26 protein-coding genes are annotated in these 19,882 nt (G+C 63.5%); 1 reads left to right on the forward strand and 25 read right to left on the reverse strand.

What is annotated here, in order from left to right; genetic code table 11:
- Window position 1 precedes the first annotated feature (1 nt).
- The 23 genes from WS78_RS11880 to WS78_RS11990 all read right to left on the reverse strand — a co-directional run bounded on the left by WS78_RS11880 (window position 2) and on the right by WS78_RS11990 (window position 17,674).
- Window positions 2-2,254 carry a phage tail tape measure protein gene (locus WS78_RS11880; RefSeq protein WP_038748621.1) on the reverse strand — a complete coding sequence of 751 codons (2,253 nt, stop codon included), beginning with the start codon at window positions 2,252-2,254 and terminating at the stop codon, window positions 2-4.
- A gap of 130 nt (window positions 2,255-2,384) precedes the next feature.
- On the reverse strand, window positions 2,385-2,783 hold the full coding sequence (locus tag WS78_RS11885) for a hypothetical protein (RefSeq protein ID WP_017880452.1): 399 nt from the start codon (window positions 2,781-2,783) through the stop codon (window positions 2,385-2,387).
- Window positions 2,780-3,157 carry a hypothetical protein gene (locus tag WS78_RS11890; RefSeq protein ID WP_059582709.1) on the reverse strand — a complete coding sequence of 126 codons (378 nt, stop codon included), beginning with the start codon at window positions 3,155-3,157 and terminating at the stop codon, window positions 2,780-2,782. The genes WS78_RS11885 and WS78_RS11890 overlap by 4 nt, the downstream gene beginning before the upstream one ends.
- A 29-nt stretch (window positions 3,158-3,186) precedes the next feature.
- The gene (locus WS78_RS11895) at window positions 3,187-4,608 is read right to left on the reverse strand and encodes a phage tail sheath subtilisin-like domain-containing protein (RefSeq protein ID WP_059582712.1); all 1,422 of its coding nucleotides are present in this window, start codon (window positions 4,606-4,608) and stop codon (window positions 3,187-3,189) included.
- 3 nt (window positions 4,609-4,611) lie between these two features.
- Window positions 4,612-4,839: a DUF2635 domain-containing protein gene (locus WS78_RS11900; protein WP_059582717.1), complete on the reverse strand. Its 228-nt coding sequence runs from the start codon at window positions 4,837-4,839 to the stop codon at window positions 4,612-4,614.
- Window positions 4,836-5,504, reverse strand: coding sequence for a DUF1834 family protein (locus WS78_RS11905; protein WP_059608732.1), 669 nt, complete (start codon window positions 5,502-5,504; stop codon window positions 4,836-4,838). The genes WS78_RS11900 and WS78_RS11905 overlap by 4 nt, the downstream gene beginning before the upstream one ends.
- A gap of 4 nt (window positions 5,505-5,508) precedes the next feature.
- Window positions 5,509-5,922: a gp436 family protein gene (locus tag WS78_RS11910; protein WP_059580625.1), complete on the reverse strand. Its 414-nt coding sequence runs from the start codon at window positions 5,920-5,922 to the stop codon at window positions 5,509-5,511.
- A gap of 6 nt (window positions 5,923-5,928) precedes the next feature.
- Window positions 5,929-6,483, reverse strand: coding sequence for a hypothetical protein (locus WS78_RS11915; RefSeq protein WP_059580628.1), 555 nt, complete (start codon window positions 6,481-6,483; stop codon window positions 5,929-5,931).
- A gap of 128 nt (window positions 6,484-6,611) precedes the next feature.
- Window positions 6,612-7,505, reverse strand: coding sequence for a Mu-like prophage major head subunit gpT family protein (locus tag WS78_RS11920; RefSeq protein ID WP_059580633.1), 894 nt, complete (start codon window positions 7,503-7,505; stop codon window positions 6,612-6,614).
- A gap of 44 nt (window positions 7,506-7,549) precedes the next feature.
- Window positions 7,550-7,960 (reverse strand): hypothetical protein, encoded by a 411-nt coding sequence (locus WS78_RS11925; protein ID WP_059641470.1) that lies wholly within the window; start codon window positions 7,958-7,960, stop codon window positions 7,550-7,552.
- A 42-nt stretch (window positions 7,961-8,002) separates the two neighbouring features.
- Window positions 8,003-9,112 (reverse strand): phage protease, encoded by a 1,110-nt coding sequence (locus WS78_RS11930; RefSeq protein ID WP_038748613.1) that lies wholly within the window; start codon window positions 9,110-9,112, stop codon window positions 8,003-8,005.
- 317 nt (window positions 9,113-9,429) lie between these two features.
- Complete coding sequence (locus WS78_RS11935; RefSeq protein WP_059580639.1) at window positions 9,430-10,014, reverse strand: phage virion morphogenesis protein; 585 nt, start codon at window positions 10,012-10,014, stop codon at window positions 9,430-9,432.
- 103 nt (window positions 10,015-10,117) lie between these two features.
- Window positions 10,118-11,431 carry a PBECR2 nuclease fold domain-containing protein gene (locus tag WS78_RS11940; protein ID WP_085701516.1) on the reverse strand — a complete coding sequence of 438 codons (1,314 nt, stop codon included), beginning with the start codon at window positions 11,429-11,431 and terminating at the stop codon, window positions 10,118-10,120.
- The gene (locus tag WS78_RS11945) at window positions 11,421-13,010 is read right to left on the reverse strand and encodes a DUF935 domain-containing protein (RefSeq protein ID WP_226377133.1); all 1,590 of its coding nucleotides are present in this window, start codon (window positions 13,008-13,010) and stop codon (window positions 11,421-11,423) included. Before WS78_RS11945 ends, WS78_RS11940 begins: the two co-directional genes overlap by 11 nt.
- Window positions 13,011-13,021: 11 nt before the next feature.
- Window positions 13,022-14,809: a hypothetical protein gene (locus tag WS78_RS11950; RefSeq protein ID WP_085701518.1), complete on the reverse strand. Its 1,788-nt coding sequence runs from the start codon at window positions 14,807-14,809 to the stop codon at window positions 13,022-13,024.
- On the reverse strand, window positions 14,809-15,036 hold the full coding sequence (locus WS78_RS11955; protein WP_038748608.1) for an Acb2/Tad1 domain-containing protein: 228 nt from the start codon (window positions 15,034-15,036) through the stop codon (window positions 14,809-14,811). The genes WS78_RS11950 and WS78_RS11955 overlap by 1 nt, the downstream gene beginning before the upstream one ends.
- A gap of 11 nt (window positions 15,037-15,047) precedes the next feature.
- Window positions 15,048-15,545 (reverse strand): DUF1804 family protein, encoded by a 498-nt coding sequence (locus tag WS78_RS11960; protein ID WP_038748607.1) that lies wholly within the window; start codon window positions 15,543-15,545, stop codon window positions 15,048-15,050.
- Between the two features lie 5 nt (window positions 15,546-15,550).
- A complete protein-coding gene (locus WS78_RS11965; RefSeq protein WP_038748606.1) occupies window positions 15,551-15,757 on the reverse strand; it encodes a hypothetical protein in 207 nt (68 codons plus the stop codon).
- Complete coding sequence (locus tag WS78_RS11970; RefSeq protein WP_038748605.1) at window positions 15,754-16,056, reverse strand: hypothetical protein; 303 nt, start codon at window positions 16,054-16,056, stop codon at window positions 15,754-15,756. Before WS78_RS11970 ends, WS78_RS11965 begins: the two co-directional genes overlap by 4 nt.
- Entirely contained in the window at window positions 16,047-16,280 is a 234-nt protein-coding gene (locus WS78_RS11975) for a TraR/DksA C4-type zinc finger protein (protein WP_038748604.1), read from the reverse strand. The genes WS78_RS11970 and WS78_RS11975 overlap by 10 nt, the downstream gene beginning before the upstream one ends.
- The gene (locus WS78_RS11980) at window positions 16,281-16,901 is read right to left on the reverse strand and encodes a hypothetical protein (protein ID WP_038748603.1); all 621 of its coding nucleotides are present in this window, start codon (window positions 16,899-16,901) and stop codon (window positions 16,281-16,283) included.
- Entirely contained in the window at window positions 16,882-17,127 is a 246-nt protein-coding gene (locus WS78_RS11985; protein ID WP_038748602.1) for a hypothetical protein, read from the reverse strand. Before WS78_RS11985 ends, WS78_RS11980 begins: the two co-directional genes overlap by 20 nt.
- A 4-nt stretch (window positions 17,128-17,131) precedes the next feature.
- Window positions 17,132-17,674 (reverse strand): lysozyme, encoded by a 543-nt coding sequence (locus tag WS78_RS11990; RefSeq protein WP_226377134.1) that lies wholly within the window; start codon window positions 17,672-17,674, stop codon window positions 17,132-17,134.
- Here WS78_RS11990 and WS78_RS11995 point away from each other — a divergent pair.
- Window positions 17,648-18,783, forward strand: a protein-coding gene (locus tag WS78_RS11995) for an IS3 family transposase (RefSeq protein WP_394335868.1) whose coding sequence is annotated in 2 segments (ribosomal slippage) — window positions 17,648-17,903 and window positions 17,903-18,783 — 1,137 coding nt in all. Because the reading frame shifts where the segments join, the coding sequence is not laid out codon by codon here. The genes WS78_RS11990 and WS78_RS11995 overlap by 27 nt on opposite strands.
- A gap of 251 nt (window positions 18,784-19,034) precedes the next feature.
- Here WS78_RS11995 and WS78_RS12000 read toward each other — a convergent pair.
- Complete coding sequence (locus WS78_RS12000) at window positions 19,035-19,469, reverse strand: Mor transcription activator family protein (RefSeq protein WP_038748601.1); 435 nt, start codon at window positions 19,467-19,469, stop codon at window positions 19,035-19,037.
- Window positions 19,466-19,864, reverse strand: a complete 399-nt coding sequence (locus tag WS78_RS12005) for a gp16 family protein (RefSeq protein ID WP_063889469.1) — start codon at window positions 19,862-19,864, stop codon at window positions 19,466-19,468. Before WS78_RS12005 ends, WS78_RS12000 begins: the two co-directional genes overlap by 4 nt.
- Window positions 19,865-19,882: the final 18 nt, after the last annotated feature.

Here is a 19,882-nt window from a genome sequence, read left to right on the forward strand (position 1 = left end):
ATCAGAATCTCCGAGCCGCCTTTTGGCCGGCCATCGTGACGAAGTCGTAGAGATGCTGACCGTCCAGATTGATGGTGAAGTGTCCCTCGACAACAGGCGGCTTCTCGTCCTTCTTCTGCGCGAAGATCGCGTCGCCGATCATCTTGCCGAGCTTCTCCCCCCATTCGTGGCCGAAGTATCCGGCGACGGCCCCGACGCCCGCGCCGACGATGTTGCCTGCGACGGGAACGACCGAGCCAAGCGCCGCGCCGGTCGCCGCACCAGCAGCCATCCCGGCAAGACCACCAACAGCACCGCCGGCAACACCGACGTAAGCGGCTTTCTTCTCGTCAGCCGTCTTCGACTGATCGCCCGCGATCGAAAACGCCTCGAGGCCGCTTGCGATCGCCAGCAATGGGCCACCGCGCGTGCCGATGGCTTTCGCCATGCCTGCGAACCGTGCGCCGAATCCCGCCGCGCTGGCCGCGCCTGCGACACCTGCGCTCGCCAGCCCGGCATCGGCTGCCGCCACGGCGCCGGCAGCGCGGCCGCCGGTCACAAACCGCATCAGACCCGCGCCCAGGAGGATGGCCGTCAGCCCTTCGAATGCGAGCGTGGTGCCGGCAATTGCTTTCGCGAGGCCCGGGTATTCCTTCGCATAGTTCGCGAGCTTCGACGCCGCGTCGCCGAGCTGGTGATTCAATCCGCGCAGGGCGTCCATCTCCGCGATCTCGGCCTCGTTCTTGAGCTGCTGCGCCTTGAACCCGTCCATCGCTTTCACGACGTCGAAGTCGCCTGCGATCGTGCCGCCTCCGCGATCCCATTCGTGCATGGCGGCTTCATACACCTCCTGCCGCTTGTGCTTCTGCGTGATGTAGCCGGTCAGCGCCATCACTGACTGCTGGTTGCCGAACAGCTTGCCGATCGCCGAACCCTGCAGCAGGTTCGCCATGTCCGTCAGCAATTCCTTGTCCTCGCCCGGTTTGGCGGTTTTCAGTTTGCGCTGGATTTCCTGGTACTTCTTGTCGCTCTTGAAGATCGTCTCGATCGTCGCCTCTATCGCGTCGAGCATGTCGCCGCCGCGCGCCAGGGTCCGCATTTTGACGCCCTCGAAATCCTTGATGCCGGCGCGTTTCGCCGCGTGGGCCAGCTCCCGGCTCGACATCTGGTTGAGCAGGTCGGTCACGTTCGTGCCGGCCTGACCGGCAGTGCCAGCCGTGGACATTGCCGTTTCGTTCAGCGCCAGAATCTTCGCGTAGCCGCGCGCGCCCGAGAAACCCGCATTGCCTGCGGCCGCCATCTGCGCCGGAAGGTAATGGCTCAGGTCCGGGAACTTGAATTCACCCATGTGGCTGGCGACCGCCCCCATGTCCAGCACACGCCCGGTGTCGTGCTCTTCAAAGCGCAAGTTCTGCACGGCCTTGACCGCGACGTTGCCCAGGTCGACCGGATCGGCTCCCTCGGCTTGCGCGCCTCGCTGCAGTTTCGGCAGAAGCTCGAACGCTGCTTTGTGTCCAAGCGCGTCGTGAGCCATCAGTTTTTCGAGGGATTCCATCGCTTGGTCGAGCGTCCCGCCACCTTCCTGAACAGCCGCGTAAACAACTGCTCGCAGCTCATCGGTGGCCTTCACGCGATCCTTCGGTGCAAGGTTGCGATAGCTGGTGTTCGCGATCATCGCCAGATGCTGATCGAACCGCATTGCCTGGCCCACCGGGCCGGACAGTACACGCGCTCCGGCATAGGCCCCCGCGATCCCTTCGCCGACGCGCAGCATGCCATGCGAGCCGCGAGCCAGCAGGCTTTCGCGTTCGACCGTCTTGCCAAGTTCCTTGTTCAGCTCAGCGACCTTGCGCTGAACGGCTGCGAATGCACGAGCTTGTTCGTTCGACGACGAGAAGCCGGCCCGCGCGAGTCGGTTGTACGACGCGACCGTCTGATCGATTTCGCGCCGGATCGTCTGTTCCGATCGAATGTCGAGCTGCTGACGGGCATTGGCGAGCCGTTGCGACCCGGTCAGCACGTTACGGTTCGCGCGCTGATACGCAGCCTCGGTCTGCGCGACATTGCGTTGCACGGCTTGCTCGGCCTGCGCGCTCTGCGTCATGCGGACGTTGTACAGCATCCGGCTCGTCGACACGGCGACGCGCGACGCGTCGGTATAGGTCTGCGTCGTCTGGCGCACGCTGCGCTGGACATTGCGTTCGGATTGCTGCGCCGGTGCGGACACCTGGTCGCGCATCCGAATGGTCATGCCGACGGCGAGATCGCGAGACATTCCTATTTACCCTTGCGGCGTTTGCGCCGCATGCTTTTAACGGTCGGCCCGGTCTTCCCGGGGCGACCGTTCGAACCCTGTCCGCGCAGCGTGGCGAACGCGGACAGGTAACCCTCCAGCTCCGGTTCGCTCAGGTTCCGGACTCGCTCTTCGCTGAACCCGCAGGGTCCGAGGATGAGGACGGCGAGTCGGAAGTTGCGAAGGTGGGTTTCCTTTCCTTTCGCTTTTTTTTGAGCAGTTCCTGCTTGGCGTACAACTGGTCATAGTCGACGTCGATCGCCGTGCCGATCAGCTCCGGCGTGATCTCTTCCTTCGGGACAGTGCCGAGCGACAGCAGGCATGACGAGATGATCGCCGCGTTGACGCGCATGTTCGACACACCGCCGCCGAGGATCGACGGATGCTCATAGGCTGAGATGTTGTCGTCGACCGTCGCGAGACGCAGCTCGAAGTCGTAGTGATACTGGCCACTGCCGGCCGGATATTCGATGCCGTAGTCCAGCGAACCCTTTTCCGTCATGATGCTCATTCCGTCACCCGCCGAGTCGAGAAGATGGTGAGGTCGCGGCGCGCCTCGTTTTCCACGCTGTACTGATCGCCCATGTCGAGCGTGACGCAGTCGTAATAGCTCACGCGTTGACCGCCGAGCGAAGCCGGGAACATGGTCAGCTTGCCGCCTTCCATGTTGAACCAGTCGATCTCGTCGCCGCCGAGCGGGATCACGACCGTCACCTTCAGCTCGTGTTCCTCGACGCCACGCGCGAAGCCCTTGACGCGGCCCGTGCGGTTCATCGTCTTGACCGGCTTCTTGCCCGTCTTCGACGTCGGCGACACGCTCACGACCTCGGCCTCCTGGCCGTCGACTTCGAGCACGATCGCGCCGACGTATTCTTCCAATGCCATAGCTGGCTCCTATAGTGTTTCGATGGGCGTTACAGGATCAGGTCGATCCGCGCCGCGAGAATGTGAAAACCATTCACCACGTCGGCAGGGATCGCTGCGTCGAGTTGGTTGGCGTCCTGCAGATCGCGCTCGACGATGAGGTTGTTCTTGTTGGCCTCCACGTTCTCAACGATTTCCAGCTCCTCGCACTTGTACGCGACGTCGAGCAGCTCGCTGCGTACCTTCGGCGGCGTCTTATCCGACAGCTTATCGCGCGGGAAGCGCAGAGCAATACGCTGCCGACACGCCTTGCGAAAGTAGTCGAGCGATCGGATCGTAGTGATGTCGAGCAGCGCCGGATCGTCGATACCCTGCGCATCCTTCGTGTACGTCGTGATCGAACGTACGATCTGCACGACGTTGCCCGGGCCGATCTCGAAGGGCGTCACACCGTTGTGCAGCGCTTTCTCCTGCTCGGTGCGCCCGGGCTGAGCCGGGATCGGCGTCACGTCCAGACCGGTCAGCGCGAGTGTGTTCAGCGGTCGAGCTGGGTCCGTCTCGCTGGAAATAACGGCCGCGTAGGCGGCTGCGATTTCGGCCGAGAGGCACACCGAACCCGGATGCCAACCGACCGTGATCCGACCCGCGTTGAGGTCGCCGGCCAGCGTCGTTGCGGTAGACAGCGTCGCGGGAGTGGCGGCGACACCGACAGCCGGACGCTGTTCGATCGCGCCCGAGATGCTGTCCAGGTGCGTGCGCAGCTTCGTCAGCGATTCCTTCGTCGGCCAGCACGTCGCATACAGGTTGTACTGCGCGCCGTACACGGCCGCGAGCGCCGGGGCAATGTCGGGATCGTTCAGCCCACCCGTGAATGCGGTAATCGTTGCTTTGACGCCGGCCGCCTGGTTGAGCTGCGACAGCACGATGTCGTTGCCGAACGCCCCCTTGTTCTTCGCCGTCAGCGTGACCTTGCCGTTCACGGAGTCAGCGGTCACCGGCAGCGCAGTCTTCTGCGCGATCTGATCCTTGAGGCGCGTGGCGATCGTAATTTCCGTGTCGTCCGCATATACGGCGATGTCGACCCGCGTATTCGCAATGAACAAGGCGAACGCACCGTCAGCCGTCGCCGGTCCCGTGAACTCGACCGTCCCCTTGGCCGGTTGTCCCGCAACTGCGTCGTCGACGGCGATGACCGTCAGGCTCACGTACTTGTACGCCGTGATCGCGGCGACGGCCGCGATGTGCGCGAGCGAGCCTGCGCCGAAATACAGCGCGGCCTGGTCGCCGGAGAACACGTCGACCGGCTTCAGTGCCGGCACAGTGCCGTCAGCGGTACGCTGGCCGATGATAAGCACGGTCTGGTCGTTCGCCGGCAGCGTGCGAACGGCGAGCTTCGTGTTGTATTCGAAGTACTTGCCCGGCTTGCGGATACCCGACGGGATCGTGTCGAACGAAATGTTTTTGCTTGCCATCGGTTAGGCTCCTTTCGCGGCCTTTTTGGCACCCGAATCGACTGCGGGGTTCGGTGCGACGTCGGCGCTCGATTCCGCGGCCGACCGGTTTTCTTCGATCAGGTCACCTTCGGCGACGCGACGTTGGTAATACGCGGTATCCGGCACATCGACGGCTTCAGCGTCCGTGATGTACTGGCGCGATGCGTGTTCCTTCGGGACACGCAACCCGGAACGGGCTTTCACTTTCATGGTTGCTCCTTCATCTCAATGTGATCCACCGCATCGGCCGGGCGATCGGTGCCGGGTTGCAGGTAGTAGCGCAGCAGCGTCGACTTCCAGTCCGGCGTCGGTGGATCGAGCTGGCCGTCGTATTGCTCGAACACCTCGCCGAGCGGACCTTCGACGCTGCCTTGCGGAAACGCGCCGACGAATAGCGTGTCTTCAACCCACGCGGTATGAAATTCGAGCGCGTAGACCGATATGGCGTCGTTACGGACCTTCGTGTTGAACAGCGTGCGAATCGCGCCCGGCGCGAAATGCCGGATCGGCAGGCCCATGTCCTGCTCGTTCAGGAGGTAGCGGACGGCCGAGATCAGCAGGTTCGTGCCGACCTCGATCTGCGCCGGTCCGCCGTGCCGACTGGTTTCTTCGTTCCGAACGCTGCGTGCGCCGACCATCACGACGAAGGTCGCGTCGGCCTTCCACTTCGATCGACTCGTCGCGACGGGATCGGTGCGCTTCACGCCGCCAAACGTCACCCACGCAGCCGGGAAGCGCCGCACGACGGTGTCCAATTCTTCGTCGTCGAATTCCCCGCCGTAGGTCTTGACCTCGGCGACCATCTTGCCGAGGCCGCGCGTGAGGCGGTCGACGACGCCAAGCTCAACTGCAGTGACGATCGGGACGTAGGGCATGGCGTTATCGGTTCTCGCGAGCGAACACGCGCGTGCCTGTCACGAACTGGACAGAGTTGTCGGGTTGCGGAATCGAACCCGTCGTCGTCGAGCCGAGCGTGACGTCGCCGGTCGCGACGAGCTTCAGGAATGCGATCGCGGCCTTGTAACGCTTGTCGATTTCGTCGGTCATGACGGTTTCGCCGCCGCACAGGCGATAGCGCGCGATGTCGCAACACACGCCCGCGAGCATCTTCGGTTGCGGATCGAGCGGCAGCGCGTACCGGCCCGCCAGATACGTATCGATCTCGGCGGATGCCTCGTCGAGCGCATCGGCCAGCACGACGGCGTTCACGTCGCCGGTGCGTTCGCGATCGGACAGCGAGATCGCCTCGCGCTGTCCGAAGCGACCGATCATGAATTCGACGGTGGCGTACATGGCGCGTTAGCTCTTCTTGCCGGCCGACTGCGTGGACTTGCCGCCGGATTTCGCGGCTTCCTGCTCGGCCTCGAATGCCTGGATGCGCGCGAGCAGATCGTTTTCGCGCGTGACGAGGCCCGCGTGGCGCTCGTCGAATTCGGCAATGCGGCGTTTCAGGTCCGCTTCGGCAGCTTCGAATTCGTCTTCGGCGGCCTTCAGATCGCCCTCGCGCAGCTTGATCGACGCTTCGCGCTGCGCCAGCTCCGCTTCGATGTCGGCCAGCGCCAGCGCACGCTTCGCGTCGTCTTCGCTCACGTCGAGCGTCAGCGTGTCTGCATTTGCGAGCGCGGCGATCACGTGGTCGGCGTCGTGGTGCGGGAGCGCCGCCGCTTCTTCGTCGCTGAGATGGATCGCCGTGTCGACCACGACCAGGGACTTGTCGGCGACGATTGCGGCGTGTGCGTCCGGATGAAGCGCAGCCAGCGCGATCGTTTTCGGCACGATCCCGAACACATGGCCAGCGCGGCGAAACCCTTCCTTGGCCGACGCCACCTTGATCGCCGGATGTTTCTTGCTCATGAACCTCTCCTGTGAATTCGAACCCAACCGGAGCCCACCATTGCGCCGCAGCTCCGGGACGGTCTTCCTCCGCGCTTATCGGCGTCGCGCGGCCGTCTCTCGCGGGGGTGTTATCCCGGTGTGTCCTGCTATGCCAGCCAGGGCGTCGCCAATAGATCGGCCGAACCCTTCCAGACGTTGGTCGCGCCGTAGTTGTTCGCATCGGCGTTGAGGATCTTCCGGCCGCGCCCCTCATACATCGGCGGCACGACCAGGAGCGACGGTCGGATGCCGAGCGGGCGGCCGTTGTCGCCCTTCATGCTGGTCATTGCCTGGCGAGCGGCCTCGTAGCTGTCTTCGTTCAGCTCGTCCTGCGATGCATACGCGAGTTGCCAAAGTGCGAAGCCGACGTTGCAACGTGCGTCGACGCCGTAGCGGAGCGCGTTCGCCGAGAACACGACTTCGTCGGTTTCCTGGTCCATAGCCACGAAGTTGTACGGCTTGCGCTGCTGCAAGATGATCGGCTTGACGACGCGCGTCATATCAAGCAAATACCAGGTCGGGCCAGTGCCTGCCTTGAAGTTCGAGACGGAACCGACCGTGCCGTTTTCCTGCACGACCGGATGATCGGTATCGAAAAAATATTGACCGTCGTAGCAGGTTTTCGTCGCACCTTGCTTGAGCAAGCCGAACACCAGCTCGTCCGGATGCTGCTTCGCGTCGAGGCCGAGCTGCGCCATAGCCGGCTTGTAAATGCCGTAGGTATCGTCCTCGACCGTGGTGCGGCCGACTGTGACTGTGTTCTCAAACGATTTGTTCTTGATCGAGAAATCGTGGGACGTCAGGTTCTGAAGAACACGGTCGCCGATCCACTCGCGAAAGCGTGTGGTCTGGCCGAGCCACGGATAGACTTCCTGCGAAGTGGTCGACGGCACTGGCATCGCCACGCGATTCCAGTCGGACGGCGCGCCGTCGAAGGCTTGCTGGAATACGGTGTTGTATCCCGTGAACAGGGCGCGCAGGTTGGCGCGGTTGATTTCCATGTGCTTTCCTTATGGAGTAGTCGATTGGGGTGTAGCGGATCGCGTTAGAACGCTATCCAGACGCCGCCCGGGTCGATGTCGACCACGGTGCCGGCGACCGAGCGCTTGCCGCCGCCGTCCGTCTTCGCGACGGTCTGGTCGTCGACGATGTACGCGGTCGAGCCGATGTCCTTCAGCGTGAGTTGATCAGCGCCGGCTGAATTCGCGACACGCCACTGGCCGCGCCGGATCGTCACGGTCTTCGCGCCGTCCGCGCCGGCCGTGTTGTCGATCTGCTCCTGGACGATGCCCGCGCCCTTGAGCGTGGTCGATTCCGCGCCCTTGGTCGCGAAGCCGGTCGCCGTGTCGATCGCGGCGATCGCGCCGACAAAGAACAGCACGCCGCTCTTGGCCGGGTAGCTGAACAGCAGGCCGGCGCGATGGACGGTGTCGCGGTCGGCAGTCAATGCAGTCATGTGAATCTCCTGGTGGAAGTGAAACGAGCGGCCACGCGACCGTCAGGCGGCCGGCTGCGACGTCTTGTAGGTCGCAGGGTCGAGGCCGAGCGCCTTACACACGGCGAGTTCTTCGGCCGACAGCGCGGCAGCGCCCGTTTTGTCATCGGCCGGCGGGTTGCCGCCCGTCTGCGTGCCGCCGAGCGCTTGGATCGGTTGAGCGGTCGAGATGAATTGCTTCAGCGCGGCGACGTTGCTCTTGCCCAGGTCGCGCGCCCAGCCTTCCTGCGCAGGCAGCAGGCGGCCGTTCTTCAGCGCGGCCGTCACCAGTTCCTCGACTTCGTTGCCGGCGAGCTTCGCGTTGGCCGCGTCGAGCTGCGTGCGCAGGTCGGTCATGACCGCGATCGGCACGAAGCGCGCCGGGTCGGCCTGGTTTGCCGTGAGCGTGGCGATCTGGCTGCGCTGCGCGTCGAGCAACGCCGGCAGGTTGGCGCTCGCGGCCGCGACGCCCTGGCCGCCGGACAGCGATTCGATCAGCTTCTTGAGCTGGGCCGTGACGTCATCGGCGGTCGCGCCGACCGGCATGTTCAGCAGCCAGCGCAGTTGTTCCAGGAGTTCTTCCATATTGGGAACCTCGGTAGGTAGGACAGTGGAAAGCGCCGCGTGCGCGGCGGAGTCGAATGCGTGCATCGCCGCCGAGCAGGCAGCCGTGAGCTGCACCTCGTCGAGACAGTCGAGCGCGGGGTCGTTGGTCAGCGCCGCATTGAGCAGCGCGGTCACGTTGCCCGCCTTGTCAAAGGCGAACACGGGAGAGATGTAGGCGTATTCGTCGGCGTCGAGCATCAAGGAAGCGCGAGCGGTCCATTTGACGTCGGTCGCGTACAGACCATCGCCTTCACGCCATTCCAGCGTCTTGAACCACGCGGCGGCCGGCGCGGGCTGGCCGTTCGTCGCCGCGTTCAGCGTCTGGTGCTCATAGTCGATCACATAGCGGGTCTGGCGCGCGCTGGCCGCCGCGATGAGGCGTTCCGCGCCAGCCGCATCGAGCCGCCACGCTGCGCATTGGGTCGGCCGGCCGTCCCGCGCACGGAACTCGCCGGCCGGCAGCAGCTTGAGCGTCGTGCCGGTGGATTGGATTTGCGCCGAAAGCGCCGCGATGAAGAAAGTAGCCATGCCGCCATGGTGGCGGCCAGTAGCGGGCCTGACGAGCTGGCAGAGGTCAGTTGGGCCTGCCGTCATCCGCCACGAGGGGGCCGCTATACTGCGCGCATGGAAAAAATCTCATGCGCCGGGCGTATCTCGCACTGGCGATTTTCGGTTTTCCCGAGCCCGAACAGTTTTTCTCAACACCCTCCCGATAAGAAATCGTTTTTAACGGGGGGTTTAAACAACGTGGCGGGCTTCGCCAGTCCTGACCTATACCTCGGCAACCCCACAGTATCCCAGCGGCTTCTAGGCCCTAATTTTCCATTTCGGCCTTTTGCCGCCGCTCAAGCGTCGAACAGCCGTCGCAGGTACGCAGTGACCTCCGACTCGATCCCGATATTGTCCGCCTCGGTCAGCACGAAGAACGGACGCGCCGGAATCTTGATCGTCCAGCCCTGGCTGCGGGTCCATTTCACGATCTTGACCTGCTTGTGGCCGTTCTTCGCGAACACGGCCAGGTGCGGGTGGTTCGCTTGGCGCATGATCATGCCGTCGCGGCCCTTGCGCAATCTAACGTAGCCGGACATGGGATGGCGCTGGATCGTGCCGCCGAACTGGTGGATCGCCGCGTATACGACATTAGTGCCGACGCGGGCGGACGTGGCGTCGTGCGTCGACGTGACGCTCGACGCGAGTCGGCCCGAGCGCTGCAGAATCTTGCCAGTGCCGGCTTCCTCGCGGCGGCGCTTGAGCGTCTTCGGACTCAACCCGAGCCACTTCGGCCGCCCCTGTTGCGCGAAATTCTCTTCGACTGCGTCGAGCATCAGCGCGGCGATCAGCGACGTGATCGGCGAGGCATCCTGCATCAGCGCGTACACCCGCGCCATCGCCGCCTCGTACTGCGTGTCATCGACCTGGGTTTCAATCATCGGCTATACTCTGTTGATACCGATTGCAGTCGCACAAGCTTCCGACTGACGCGACCAAAGGAACTGCACGGTGGCCCGCGACGAGTCGGCGTCGCGGGCTTTTCTATTTGCGGTACGCCAGAAAACCGTCACGCTGCTTCTCTATATAGCGACGGCGCGCTTCCTCGCCGCGCTCGACGTTCGCCATCATGGCCGTCGACCCGGCCCAGCCGTCCTGACCCAGCTCGAAGACGCTCAGACCGTATTGCGCGCCAGCCTGGCCGTCGATCAACCAGGACTTGATGTAGCGCCGTTTGAGCAACCACGTCCCGGGCTGCGCGCGACTCTCTTCCCACCGCAGCCATACCTCGTCCGGTTCCTGGATCGCCCGCGCGAGCAGCGACATATACGCGCCGCGCCCATCCTTGTCCGCCTTCCAGCTTCCGTCGCCGGCCTGGAACAGATCCTCCGAGATCGTGACGGCCGAGCGCGTGACGTCCTTGAATACCGTCGACTCGCCGAGCTGCAGGCCGAACTCCCGCAGGAACGCCTGCGCGTATTGCTGCGGGGGAAGGCCGGCCGGCAGCATGGTCGACGCCGGCACCGGGGTCGGCGTCGGCAACGTCGGCAGCTCGACGCCGGACGGGAAGGTGCGCGGCAAGCTGTCGGACGGCGGCGGTGTGAACGGCTTCATCCACTGCGCGCCGGGGTTCGAGCTGAAACCCGGGTCCGGCAGCAGCTTCTGACCGGTGGCCGGGTCTTTATAGGCGAGCGCGGGCTGCTTCACGCCCGAGCGATCGACAATCTCGACCTCGACGATGTTCCCCGTGCTGTCGCGTACCGGGATACCGTTCTGTTCGACATACGCGCGCGTGCGGGTCCGCACGCGGCATCGGCACCGGTAGCCGTTCGGCGGATAGAACGTCAGCCAGAACGGATCGTCGTACCGGTAGATCGCGCCGGCGAGCGCGCGGTGCGCCGGCCGCGTGCGGCTGTCGAGCACCGCGACGTACTCCCAATACGGATGCGTGTCGACCTGCTCGAGCTGCGTTGCGTAGCGGCCGGCCATGTAGGCCGACTGCATGTTGGTCTGGAAGATCGTCTGCAGGCGACGGGGCGTGAGCCGCTTGCCCTCGATCTCGCCAGTGTCCGGGTCGACTATTACGCCCTGGCCGAGCCAGCCCTTACGCTCCAGGACCGGCGAGAGCTGCCGTTTAAACTCGTCGAACGTCGTGCCCTTTTTTAACGACGTCGTGAGCGCCTGGCGAATGTCCTGCAGCACGTCGACCTTCATCACGCCGGCAACCGTGAACGCCTTCGCGTGCGCCTCGGCGGCGACGTCCTGCCAGCGGAATCCGATCTGGTAGCCCTTCGACTCGAAGTAGGCGATCGCTTTCTCCGGTTCGAGGCCGATCGCGTAGGCCAGATCAACCGCCATTCAGCCGCCCCCACACGTCGGCCACGAAGATGCAGCGCGCGAGCAGCTCCTGCATCGCCGTATCGTCCATGTCCGGCTGCGCTTCGAGCAGCATCTCGATCGCCTCGTCAGGCGTCGCGCCCCGACGTAGCGCCGCGATCGCCGGTCCGAGCGTGGCGCGCAGCGCCTCGGTGATCGCGTCGGCCGGCAGCGCGGCGATCGTCTGATCCAGTTCGTCCTGATCGGGATAGACGATCTCGCCGGCTGCGTTGCGCAGCACGGCGCGATACCGCATCTTCGCGGTACGCGGCAGCTCGTCGACACGTTCCTCGGGCGGCAGCGCCATCTGCGGCTTCGGCACCGTGAGGATGTCCTCGCCGTCCTTCGGCTCCGGGATCATGAGCTTGTCCTGCGCCCACTGGCGGCCGATTTTCATTCCGGCTCCGACGAACTTCGGAATCGCATCGGCATACAGCGCCAAGTCCGCAGGGTCGCGGGTGTCGAATTCGAAACGCGGGCAGCGGCGTGGGTCGGATGCGCCGAAGTTCAGCGCCGACAGCATGTAACAGAGGCTCGTGAGCGTGCGCTGCGCCTGGCGGGCATCCGACGTCAACAGATCCTGCCGCACCTCGTTGTGCGTCTTGCCGAGCGCGTTCGTGGACGTCTTGCCGTCGGCCTGCGACGTAAGCGTGCCACCGAGGATCGCCTTCGACACGCTCTTCTCGCACCAGTTGATCATCGCCTCGAACGGGTCTTTCGTGCCGTCAGCGGCTTCCTTGAACTCGATCAGCATTCCCTCCGGGATGATGCCGGCCGCGTTGTGGCCGATCTCGGCGACCGCGCGCAGCAGCGTGGCTTTCTCTTCCTTCGTCGAACCGGGCGGATACTTGCCGACGCGCAGCGGCAGACCGTAGATTTCGAGGAACTCGGCGAGGTCCGACACGGCATAGGTCTTGAACAGGTACGGCCATGCCAACACGCGGTGCAGACCTGCGCGGGTCAGATACCCACTCTTCGCGCGATGCTTGTGCACGAGCCATCCGAACGGCCAGAGCGGTTGGCCGTCCGACGAGTTGTCACGCAGACGCAGATCGTTGCCGTCGTACAGCGGCGTGCGGAACCAGCGCTGCGGCCGGTGAGTAAGCGTTTTCGGGAGCCATACCTTCTCGACCTGGTGCCACTCGATCTCCTGCGCCGAGAAACCGTGGCCGACCGCGTCCATCAGATCGAATAGCACGTCGTCGAAGTTGGCGATGTCGGTGAACCACTCATCCAACTGCGCGGTTTGCTTTTTCTCTTCGGCGCTGGCATTCGCGGGTGCGACGATGTTCCAGTCGAGCGTGAGCAGCGCGCGCTTGCGCTTGCTCATCTCGGCGAACAGGTGCGCGTCGCGTTCCTCCATGTCGACGAACAGATCGGACTGCGCCATCAGGTCGCCGTACTCGGCGGCTTCCAGGATCGAATGCAGCTTCTTCGGCGTGAGGCCTCGCGACGGATGCTGCGCAAAATCGCGCGTGATCCAGCCGAGCTTCGACGTCTGCGGCTCGGACAGCACCTCGCGCTGGATCGGCTGTCCGTACATATCAAGAATTTGAGCCATGTTCAGTTTCCTCAATAGCCGCGCCGGCTCGACAGCGGATAGTCATAGTCGTCGTCATCGTGATCGGCACCGCGCTCGATCGGCCGGGACGTGACCGCCTCGTAACCGTCCGTGATGCCGTAGCCGCGCGACTGCGCGATCATCCAAAGAATGTGCAGCGCGGTCAGGCCGTCGAAGTGGTGATGGCCCTGCGGCTCCGGCCATTCATCCAGCTCGGCGAGCAGCGCAGTTTGCGTCGCGTGGAACAAAATCGATGGCGTAATGCGATCCGTGACGAACGGCTCCAATGAATCGATCCGCAACTCGGGTGCGACGCTCGCCGTGACGCCGACGAGCGGTAACGGCACGCCGGCCCGCAATGCGGCCTTGATCAGATCCTGTCGCGCCCATTCATACGCATTGTTGTTTTCGAAGCCGAACGCGCGGCACCGGAATTCACGTTGAACCTTGATCAGGTCAGCTTCGAGCTTCGACGGCACGCGGCGCTTGATCTCCGCGTGGATGACATGCAGCTTGCGACTGACGATGTCCAGACCGCCGACCAAGATCGCGGACGGGTCCGACTTCCTGCCTTGCCCCATCGATGGATCGCACGCGCCGAACATCAACCAGGACTGCAATCGCTGCACCCAGAACGTGATGTGACCGAACACCTTGTCTTCCTCGGTGCGCGGATCGCCCTGCATCTCGGTCGCGAACGCGCGCGGCGATTTCGCACGCTGACGCATCAGATAGAACAGCGTGCGCACCGATGGCCACGACGTGACGGCGCCAGCGTCCATCTCGGCCCGGTGTTCCAGGTAGAACTGATACGATGGCAGATCGGTGTCGGCGATCGCCTCACCACGCGCGGCGGCCTCTTCGATCGCCGGCTTGTCGTCGTTCAGCATCAGCGCTTCGCACTGCTGCCACAGATCCATGTTCGTCGGCATCTGCGCGATCGCGCGGAAATGATGGACGATATGGCCGATGGTGCGCTTCGCGCGCGAGATCGGATCATCCTTGTCCAGCACCGTGCCGACGCCGATGTATTTCACGCTGCCGTCCGGCGGGCCGAGGTAGTCGATCGCCTTTTCCAGCCACGTCCAGCGGTTCTGGCGCTCGGTCGGACTCTTCGCCTCGGCGTCGGTGATCAGATCATCGCCCATCAGCACCTTCGGCCGGCTGGCACCGTGGAACGTCCCGCGAATCGCTTGCTCGGCACCGAACGGCTCGACCTTGACGCCGTTCTTCGTGACGAACTCGCCGACCTTCCACATTGGTCCCTTGCCGCACACCTCGGGGAAGTCGAGCTGAAGCGCTGCGTTAGCGGTCAGCTCGGTTTTAACCACTTCGAGCAGCTTCGTCGGCAGCGATGTTTCCGCGCCGAGCAGGATGACGTAGTCGAGGAACGACGGCAGCGCGTCCGTCCATCCGACTTCGCGCCGGATTTCCTCGCGCTGCAACAGCCCCTGTACGATGATGTAGACAGGGCCGATCTTCGTGCACATCGACGACTTCGCCTCGCCGCGCGGTGCGACCCACCATTCACGCGTGCCGCCAGGCTGGCGCAGCAGCTTCGGGAATCGCCCGCAGAAGTGCGCCTGGAACAGCGACGGCGTGCCGCGAATGTGATGCGGGAAATACGTGTACGCGAAGAACTGATAGTCGCCGTCGACGAGTACGCGTCGACGGCGTTCCAGGCGCGCAGCCGGCGACGGATCGAGGCCCGTTGCATGGGCCTCGATGTCGCGCCGCAGCTCGGCCTGCAGCTCGGCGATTTCCTTGTGGAAATCCTTCTCAGTGAACTTCTGGACCATTACGCAAACGTGGTCGGACGGGCGATTGCGCGGATCATGGCGCTGCAACCTCGCTGCATGTCGGTCTTTGCAATCCCGAGCCAGTGCTTATCGATGTCAGGCTGCTGCTCCAACACGTCGAATAGCTCGCCGAGCTGACTGCCCATTGTCTTGATGTGGTTGATTGCCTCGATCTCGGTAGCTGAAAGATCGCGGTATCCCGTGATCATGCGATGCTGGTTTTCCATGCGACGCTCCTTTAACCATAGGTGGTGGCCAGCTCGTCGCCGAACGGGCCGAGGACATCGGCGAACGCGCCGACGTGTTCCGGATGCCGATCCTTGATGAACGTAGCCAGGCGCTGCACGACGCCCATCGCGATCGCCAGCTCGTTCGTCTCCGGTAGGATGCGTTTCGATGCGTTGATCGTCTTGTTGTACGCATCGGCGAGACTCGCGAGCAGCGCGACCTTGTCGGCCGGCTTCATCTCCGCGCCGTCCAGTTCGTCCATCGTCGCCTGGTATTGCGTGACCAGGCCGGCCAGCATCTGACGGGCCGCGCCTTCAATGCCGCCGCCCGCGATGAGCTGCGCTGCCTGGGCCTTGTCCCAATCGTCACCGGCCGCGCGCGCATCGTCCTTCCAGCGCCGAGCCGTCGACGAATTGACGCCGCTCTTTAGCGCGGCGACTTCGAGCGACAGACGATCGAACACGAAAGCTCGACGCACCTTGTCGCGCACTTCCTTCGGGTAGGCCATGCGCGTTACAGACCCAGCTTCGCGCGGGCGAACGAGATACCCATCGCGACGATGCCCCCGGCCACCGCGCCGGCACCTGCGCCAGCCGCCGCGCCATACTTGATGGCACGCCTCTCGACGTTGGCGACCTGTTCCTTCAACTCGCCGACCCCCGCGTCGATCTTCCTCAGCAGCTTCATTTCGGGGCTTTCTTCCACCTTGACGTCACTCATGGCTTGTCCTGTTTTCTGTCCAGTTTGTTGGTGATGTCGGTCAGCTTTTGGTCAATGCTGCGCAGACCGTCTCGGAATTCATCGCGCATGGCCTGATTCTCGGAACGAGGAACGTAGTCTCGGGCCATCATTTCGCGCACCGCTGCGATCGCTTTCTGGAACTCGCTGTCACGAGCCTCGTTCGCCTTCAGCTTTTCTTGCACGCTGCGAATCCATGACATGCCGAACAACTGGACCACGCCGAGCAGCAACATGAACACGCCGATCAAAATCGCGGCCGGGTCGAGCGTCACTTGCATGGATACCTCCGTTTGAGCGCGTGCTCGCGACGCTCCTGGCATTCGATGCAGAAGCGGCAACCGGATATCGCGCGGCGACGCTCGTCGGGAATCGGTTCGCCGCATGCCTCGTTCTGGCAGAACACTTCGGATTCGGCAGTGCCGCGAGCCGGCCGTGTCGCTGCTGCAATAGCGAGCGCGCGATACTGTTCCTCGATGTCGCTCGCGTGGTCGAAGTCATCCATCTATTGCTTGTCCTCTTGCTCCGGAAGCGCGGCCTTCACCGCCTTCAGTTTCGATTCGGTGTTTCGGGCGCGGGTCGCGTAGTCGACGACCCAGTCGAGGACGTCGGCTTGTGATACCCCGGAGTCAGCGGCGGCATCGGCGTCGGGTCCGACAACAGCAGAGGCGGTATCGGTGCTTGTCGGCACTGCGGAATCACCAGCGTCGGCGATGCCTGCGGCGTCGTTCCACACGCGGACAAAGCCACGGCTGAACACACAGCCAACGACAGGCGACGCAGTTTGCAGGGCAGTGGCCGGCGTGCTACGGCGAGGTTGCGCGACATGATCGATTCGCTCCTTCAGCGCCGTCGCGGTCTGTGCGACGGCGGTTTGAACAGTGAGATAGCCGGACTCCACGGCTGACGCACGTGTCACGTCGGCCGCGTACTTGCCGAATGCGTCGCTCGCGGCCGACGTGGATGCATGCTCGACGGACGCACGGTAGTCGGCCAACGCCTTGTCACCATGTGCAGTCGCAACGCTGTAGCCGTGCTGGTAGGTTTTCGCGAAGGCGGACGCGAGCAGTGCGGCAATGACGATGCCTGCGGCCAGCTTCCCGTACTTACAGATTGCTATCGTCATTTGCCCTTTCCTTGGAGGGACGGCCGCGCCATGCGGCGAGCGCCTGGATGACTGCGGAATAGCCGCCAACGCAACCGAGATAGATCAACCAAGTATCGAACGTGAGCTGATTACGGATGCCCTGATAGATGAACATGCCAGTCGCGACGGCCGACGCGATGTTCGGCCAGAGCTTCGCGTGCGAAAGCTTGCCGTCGTGGCCAGTGATGAGATCGGTGAGACTCATGGAGTCAGCTTGCCGTCAGGAACAGCGTGCGCTCGGCGCGACGACGGCGCGTCAGTCCGGCCATCGGCTTTCCACCTGCCTTGTCCCACAGCAGGAACTGTTCGGCCGCGCCTGCATAATCCTTCGCGCGCAGCTTCCGGAGAAGCGTCGACGAGCCACCGGAACGCAGATACACCAGGCCGTCCTTGACGCCCGGCTTGCCAGGACCGATGTTGAATACAAACGACACCAGCGCATCGAACTGACTTTGCGTCAGTTCGAGATCGAAGTCATTGATGATGTCCTCTCCGCGTGTACGGATGTCTTGTGCGAAGAGCATGTCGGACACTGCCTGCGTGATCTTCAACCCCTTGTAGACGTCCGGTCCGGTGTGGCCGCGCCCGATCGTCCAGGGTGCGCCACCCGTCGCAGGATCGGGGTACGCTTCGAGACGAGAGGTGGCCGCGCAAATTCGGACAGTCGGGTAAGTGGAATGCCCGGGGCCTGAGCCAGCGATAATGCAGGCAAAGGAACCGGAAAGATGACGAAGAGAACCCGACGGACGCACTCAGCGGCGTTCAAAGCGAAAGTGGCCCTGGCGGCGGTCAAGGGCGAGCGCACGCTGGCCGAACTGGCGCAGCAGTTCGATGTGCACCCGAACCAGATCACGGAGTGGAAGCGGCAACTGCAGGAGCGTGCGGCGGATGTGTTCGGCGCGGCCGCTCCACCGTCGAACGAGCCGCCGGTGGACGTGAAAACGCTGCACGCGAAAATCGGACAGTTGACGCTGGAGAACGATTTTTTGTCAGGAGCGCTCGGCAAAGCCGGACTGCTGAGCGCAAAGCGATGATTGACCGTACGCATGCGCTGCCGGTTTCGCGACAGACGCGACTGGTTGGCATCGCGAGATCGAGCGCGTATTACCGGGCGCAGCCAGTGAGCGAGGCGGACCAGTTGCTGATGCGGCGGATCGACGAACTGCACATGGAGTTTCCGTTTGCCGGAGCGCGGATGCTGGCGCGTCTGTTGCGCCGGGAAGGCTATGAGGTCGGCCGCCGCCGCGTGCGCACGCTGATGAAACGCATGGGCGTGGAAGCGCTGTACTGCAAGCCGAACACGAGCCGACGCAATGCGCAGCACAAGATCTGGCCGTACCTGCTGCGCGGCATGAAAATCGCCCGGGCCAATCAGGCGTGGGCACTGGACACGACATACATTCCGATGGCGCGAGGCTTCGTGTACCTGACGGCAGTAGTGGATTGGTCAAGTCGCAAGGTGCTCTCGCACCGGGTGGCGATCACGCTGGAAGCAGTGCACGCCGTCGAGGCGCTCGAGGAAGCGTTCGCGCGCTACGGGCTGCCGGACATTGTGAACACCGATCAGGGCAGCCAGTTCACGGCGGGCGCGTTCACCGAGGCCGTACTGGGTCGAGGCGTGCGGCTGTCGATGGACGGTAAAGGGGCCTGGCGCGACAACGTGTTCGTCGAACGCGTGTGGCGCAGCGTCAAGTACGAAGAGGTTTACCTGCGAGCTTACGAGTCGGTCAGCCATGCCCGGCGCTCCATCGGCGACTACATCGAGCTGTACAACCGAAAACGGCCCCATTCGAGCCTGGCGGATCGGACGCCGGATGAGGCATACTTCGCGACGCTGCCTGCGATCAAATCGGCAGCATGATTGCCTCGGACGTTCCACTTAAAAATCTCAGAAAACTGTCCGAACGAGTGAGGCCACCTCTACGATCGCTCTCGAAATCCTCGATCAGATTGCAGCCGGCGGGGGACAGTCGTTGTTGCTTCATTGCCATCTCCGATTGAATGGCACGACTGTAGGCTGCGTGTAGCGGACACCTTAGTGGATCAGTGTCAGTGCAAACAAAAAGCCCCGCACGCGGCGGGGCTTCGTTTAATCATGGCGGGATTCTAACGCTAGAACAACTCCGCCTGGGGAACGGTGCGTTCAGATGCGTCGGCGCGCTTGAGGATGCGCCAAACATGTCGGTCGGCCATCTGATAGCGAAGTGCGAGCTGCGCGACAGCGTGGTTTGCAGCATGGTCGCGGGTCAGCATGTCGAACTCTGCCCGAATGCTCCGATACATCAGTTCACGCATGGCTTTCACGCAACGCGGAATGTACAACACGTCACCTCCGAAATGCGCCGTAAGCTGATCGGCCGCTTCCGGGCCTACGATCTCGGCAAGCGCCTCGTAACGGATTTCGCCGAGACGCGAGCGGCGCAGCGCGACCGGGAACGTCGTGCCGCCGAGCTGCTCGACCAGGCGTACCGTCGTCGGCAGACCGATCAGCTTGACGATCGTCTTCACGACGTCGGGCAACAGGTGTTCGACACCATCGAACTTCATGCCGACCTCCGCTTCGCATCGTATTGCAGCGCGGCGATGAGCTTGCCGAGCATCACGTCGTCACAGAACTCGATCGCGTCGACCTTGCAGATTCGCTTCACCATGCCGCCGACGTAATCCCACGGACGGCCAGCGTCAGCTAGCAGCGCTTCAATCTTGCGAATCTGAGCGGCACGCGGCTGCGCAACGTGCGGTCGACGGCCGGCATCGCGCTTCGGTTTGAAGCCGCAGCGCTCGAAGTGCTTCAGCAGCTTGTGCGCCCCCTCCGGAGTCAGGTCTTTCGACGAGCCGACGCCGGCGATGCTGCGAAGCACCGTGCGGTATTCGTCGTCGGTCATCGCGAGCTGTTGTTTGGCGATGTGGATTTTGGCTATCGTTGTTTTCGCGATCAGCATCACGACCTCCACCAGCGC

Source organism: Burkholderia savannae (assembly GCF_001524445.2).
Taxonomy (GTDB): domain Bacteria; phylum Pseudomonadota; class Gammaproteobacteria; order Burkholderiales; family Burkholderiaceae; genus Burkholderia; species Burkholderia savannae.

Excerpts from the sequence above, each read along its gene's own strand:
- WS78_RS11880 (WP_038748621.1), bottom strand. The coding sequence starts at position 2,254 with ATGTCTCGCGATCTCGCCGTCGGCATGACCATTCGGATGCGCGACCAG.
- WS78_RS11885 (WP_017880452.1), bottom strand. The coding sequence starts at position 2,783 with ATGAGCATCATGACGGAAAAGGGTTCGCTGGACTACGGCATCGAATAT.
- WS78_RS11890 (WP_059582709.1), bottom strand. The coding sequence starts at position 3,157 with ATGGCATTGGAAGAATACGTCGGCGCGATCGTGCTCGAAGTCGACGGC.
- WS78_RS11895 (WP_059582712.1), bottom strand. The coding sequence starts at position 4,608 with ATGGCAAGCAAAAACATTTCGTTCGACACGATCCCGTCGGGTATCCGC.
- WS78_RS11900 (WP_059582717.1), bottom strand. The coding sequence starts at position 4,839 with ATGAAAGTGAAAGCCCGTTCCGGGTTGCGTGTCCCGAAGGAACACGCA.
- WS78_RS11905 (WP_059608732.1), bottom strand. The coding sequence starts at position 5,504 with ATGCCCTACGTCCCGATCGTCACTGCAGTTGAGCTTGGCGTCGTCGAC.
- WS78_RS11910 (WP_059580625.1), bottom strand. The coding sequence starts at position 5,922 with ATGTACGCCACCGTCGAATTCATGATCGGTCGCTTCGGACAGCGCGAG.
- WS78_RS11915 (WP_059580628.1), bottom strand. The coding sequence starts at position 6,483 with ATGAGCAAGAAACATCCGGCGATCAAGGTGGCGTCGGCCAAGGAAGGG.
- WS78_RS11920 (WP_059580633.1), bottom strand. The coding sequence starts at position 7,505 with ATGGAAATCAACCGCGCCAACCTGCGCGCCCTGTTCACGGGATACAAC.
- WS78_RS11925 (WP_059641470.1), bottom strand. The coding sequence starts at position 7,960 with ATGACTGCATTGACTGCCGACCGCGACACCGTCCATCGCGCCGGCCTG.
- WS78_RS11930 (WP_038748613.1), bottom strand. The coding sequence starts at position 9,112 with ATGGCTACTTTCTTCATCGCGGCGCTTTCGGCGCAAATCCAATCCACC.
- WS78_RS11935 (WP_059580639.1), bottom strand. The coding sequence starts at position 10,014 with ATGATTGAAACCCAGGTCGATGACACGCAGTACGAGGCGGCGATGGCG.
- WS78_RS11940 (WP_085701516.1), bottom strand. The coding sequence starts at position 11,431 with ATGGCGGTTGATCTGGCCTACGCGATCGGCCTCGAACCGGAGAAAGCG.
- WS78_RS11945 (WP_226377133.1), bottom strand. The coding sequence starts at position 13,010 with ATGGCTCAAATTCTTGATATGTACGGACAGCCGATCCAGCGCGAGGTG.
- WS78_RS11950 (WP_085701518.1), bottom strand. The coding sequence starts at position 14,809 with ATGGTCCAGAAGTTCACTGAGAAGGATTTCCACAAGGAAATCGCCGAG.
- WS78_RS11955 (WP_038748608.1), bottom strand. The coding sequence starts at position 15,036 with ATGGAAAACCAGCATCGCATGATCACGGGATACCGCGATCTTTCAGCT.
- WS78_RS11960 (WP_038748607.1), bottom strand. The coding sequence starts at position 15,545 with ATGGCCTACCCGAAGGAAGTGCGCGACAAGGTGCGTCGAGCTTTCGTG.
- WS78_RS11965 (WP_038748606.1), bottom strand. The coding sequence starts at position 15,757 with ATGAGTGACGTCAAGGTGGAAGAAAGCCCCGAAATGAAGCTGCTGAGG.
- WS78_RS11970 (WP_038748605.1), bottom strand. The coding sequence starts at position 16,056 with ATGCAAGTGACGCTCGACCCGGCCGCGATTTTGATCGGCGTGTTCATG.
- WS78_RS11975 (WP_038748604.1), bottom strand. The coding sequence starts at position 16,280 with ATGGATGACTTCGACCACGCGAGCGACATCGAGGAACAGTATCGCGCG.
- WS78_RS11980 (WP_038748603.1), bottom strand. The coding sequence starts at position 16,901 with ATGACGATAGCAATCTGTAAGTACGGGAAGCTGGCCGCAGGCATCGTC.
- WS78_RS11985 (WP_038748602.1), bottom strand. The coding sequence starts at position 17,127 with ATGAGTCTCACCGATCTCATCACTGGCCACGACGGCAAGCTTTCGCAC.
- WS78_RS12000 (WP_038748601.1), bottom strand. The coding sequence starts at position 19,469 with ATGAAGTTCGATGGTGTCGAACACCTGTTGCCCGACGTCGTGAAGACG.
- WS78_RS12005 (WP_063889469.1), bottom strand. The coding sequence starts at position 19,864 with ATGCTGATCGCGAAAACAACGATAGCCAAAATCCACATCGCCAAACAA.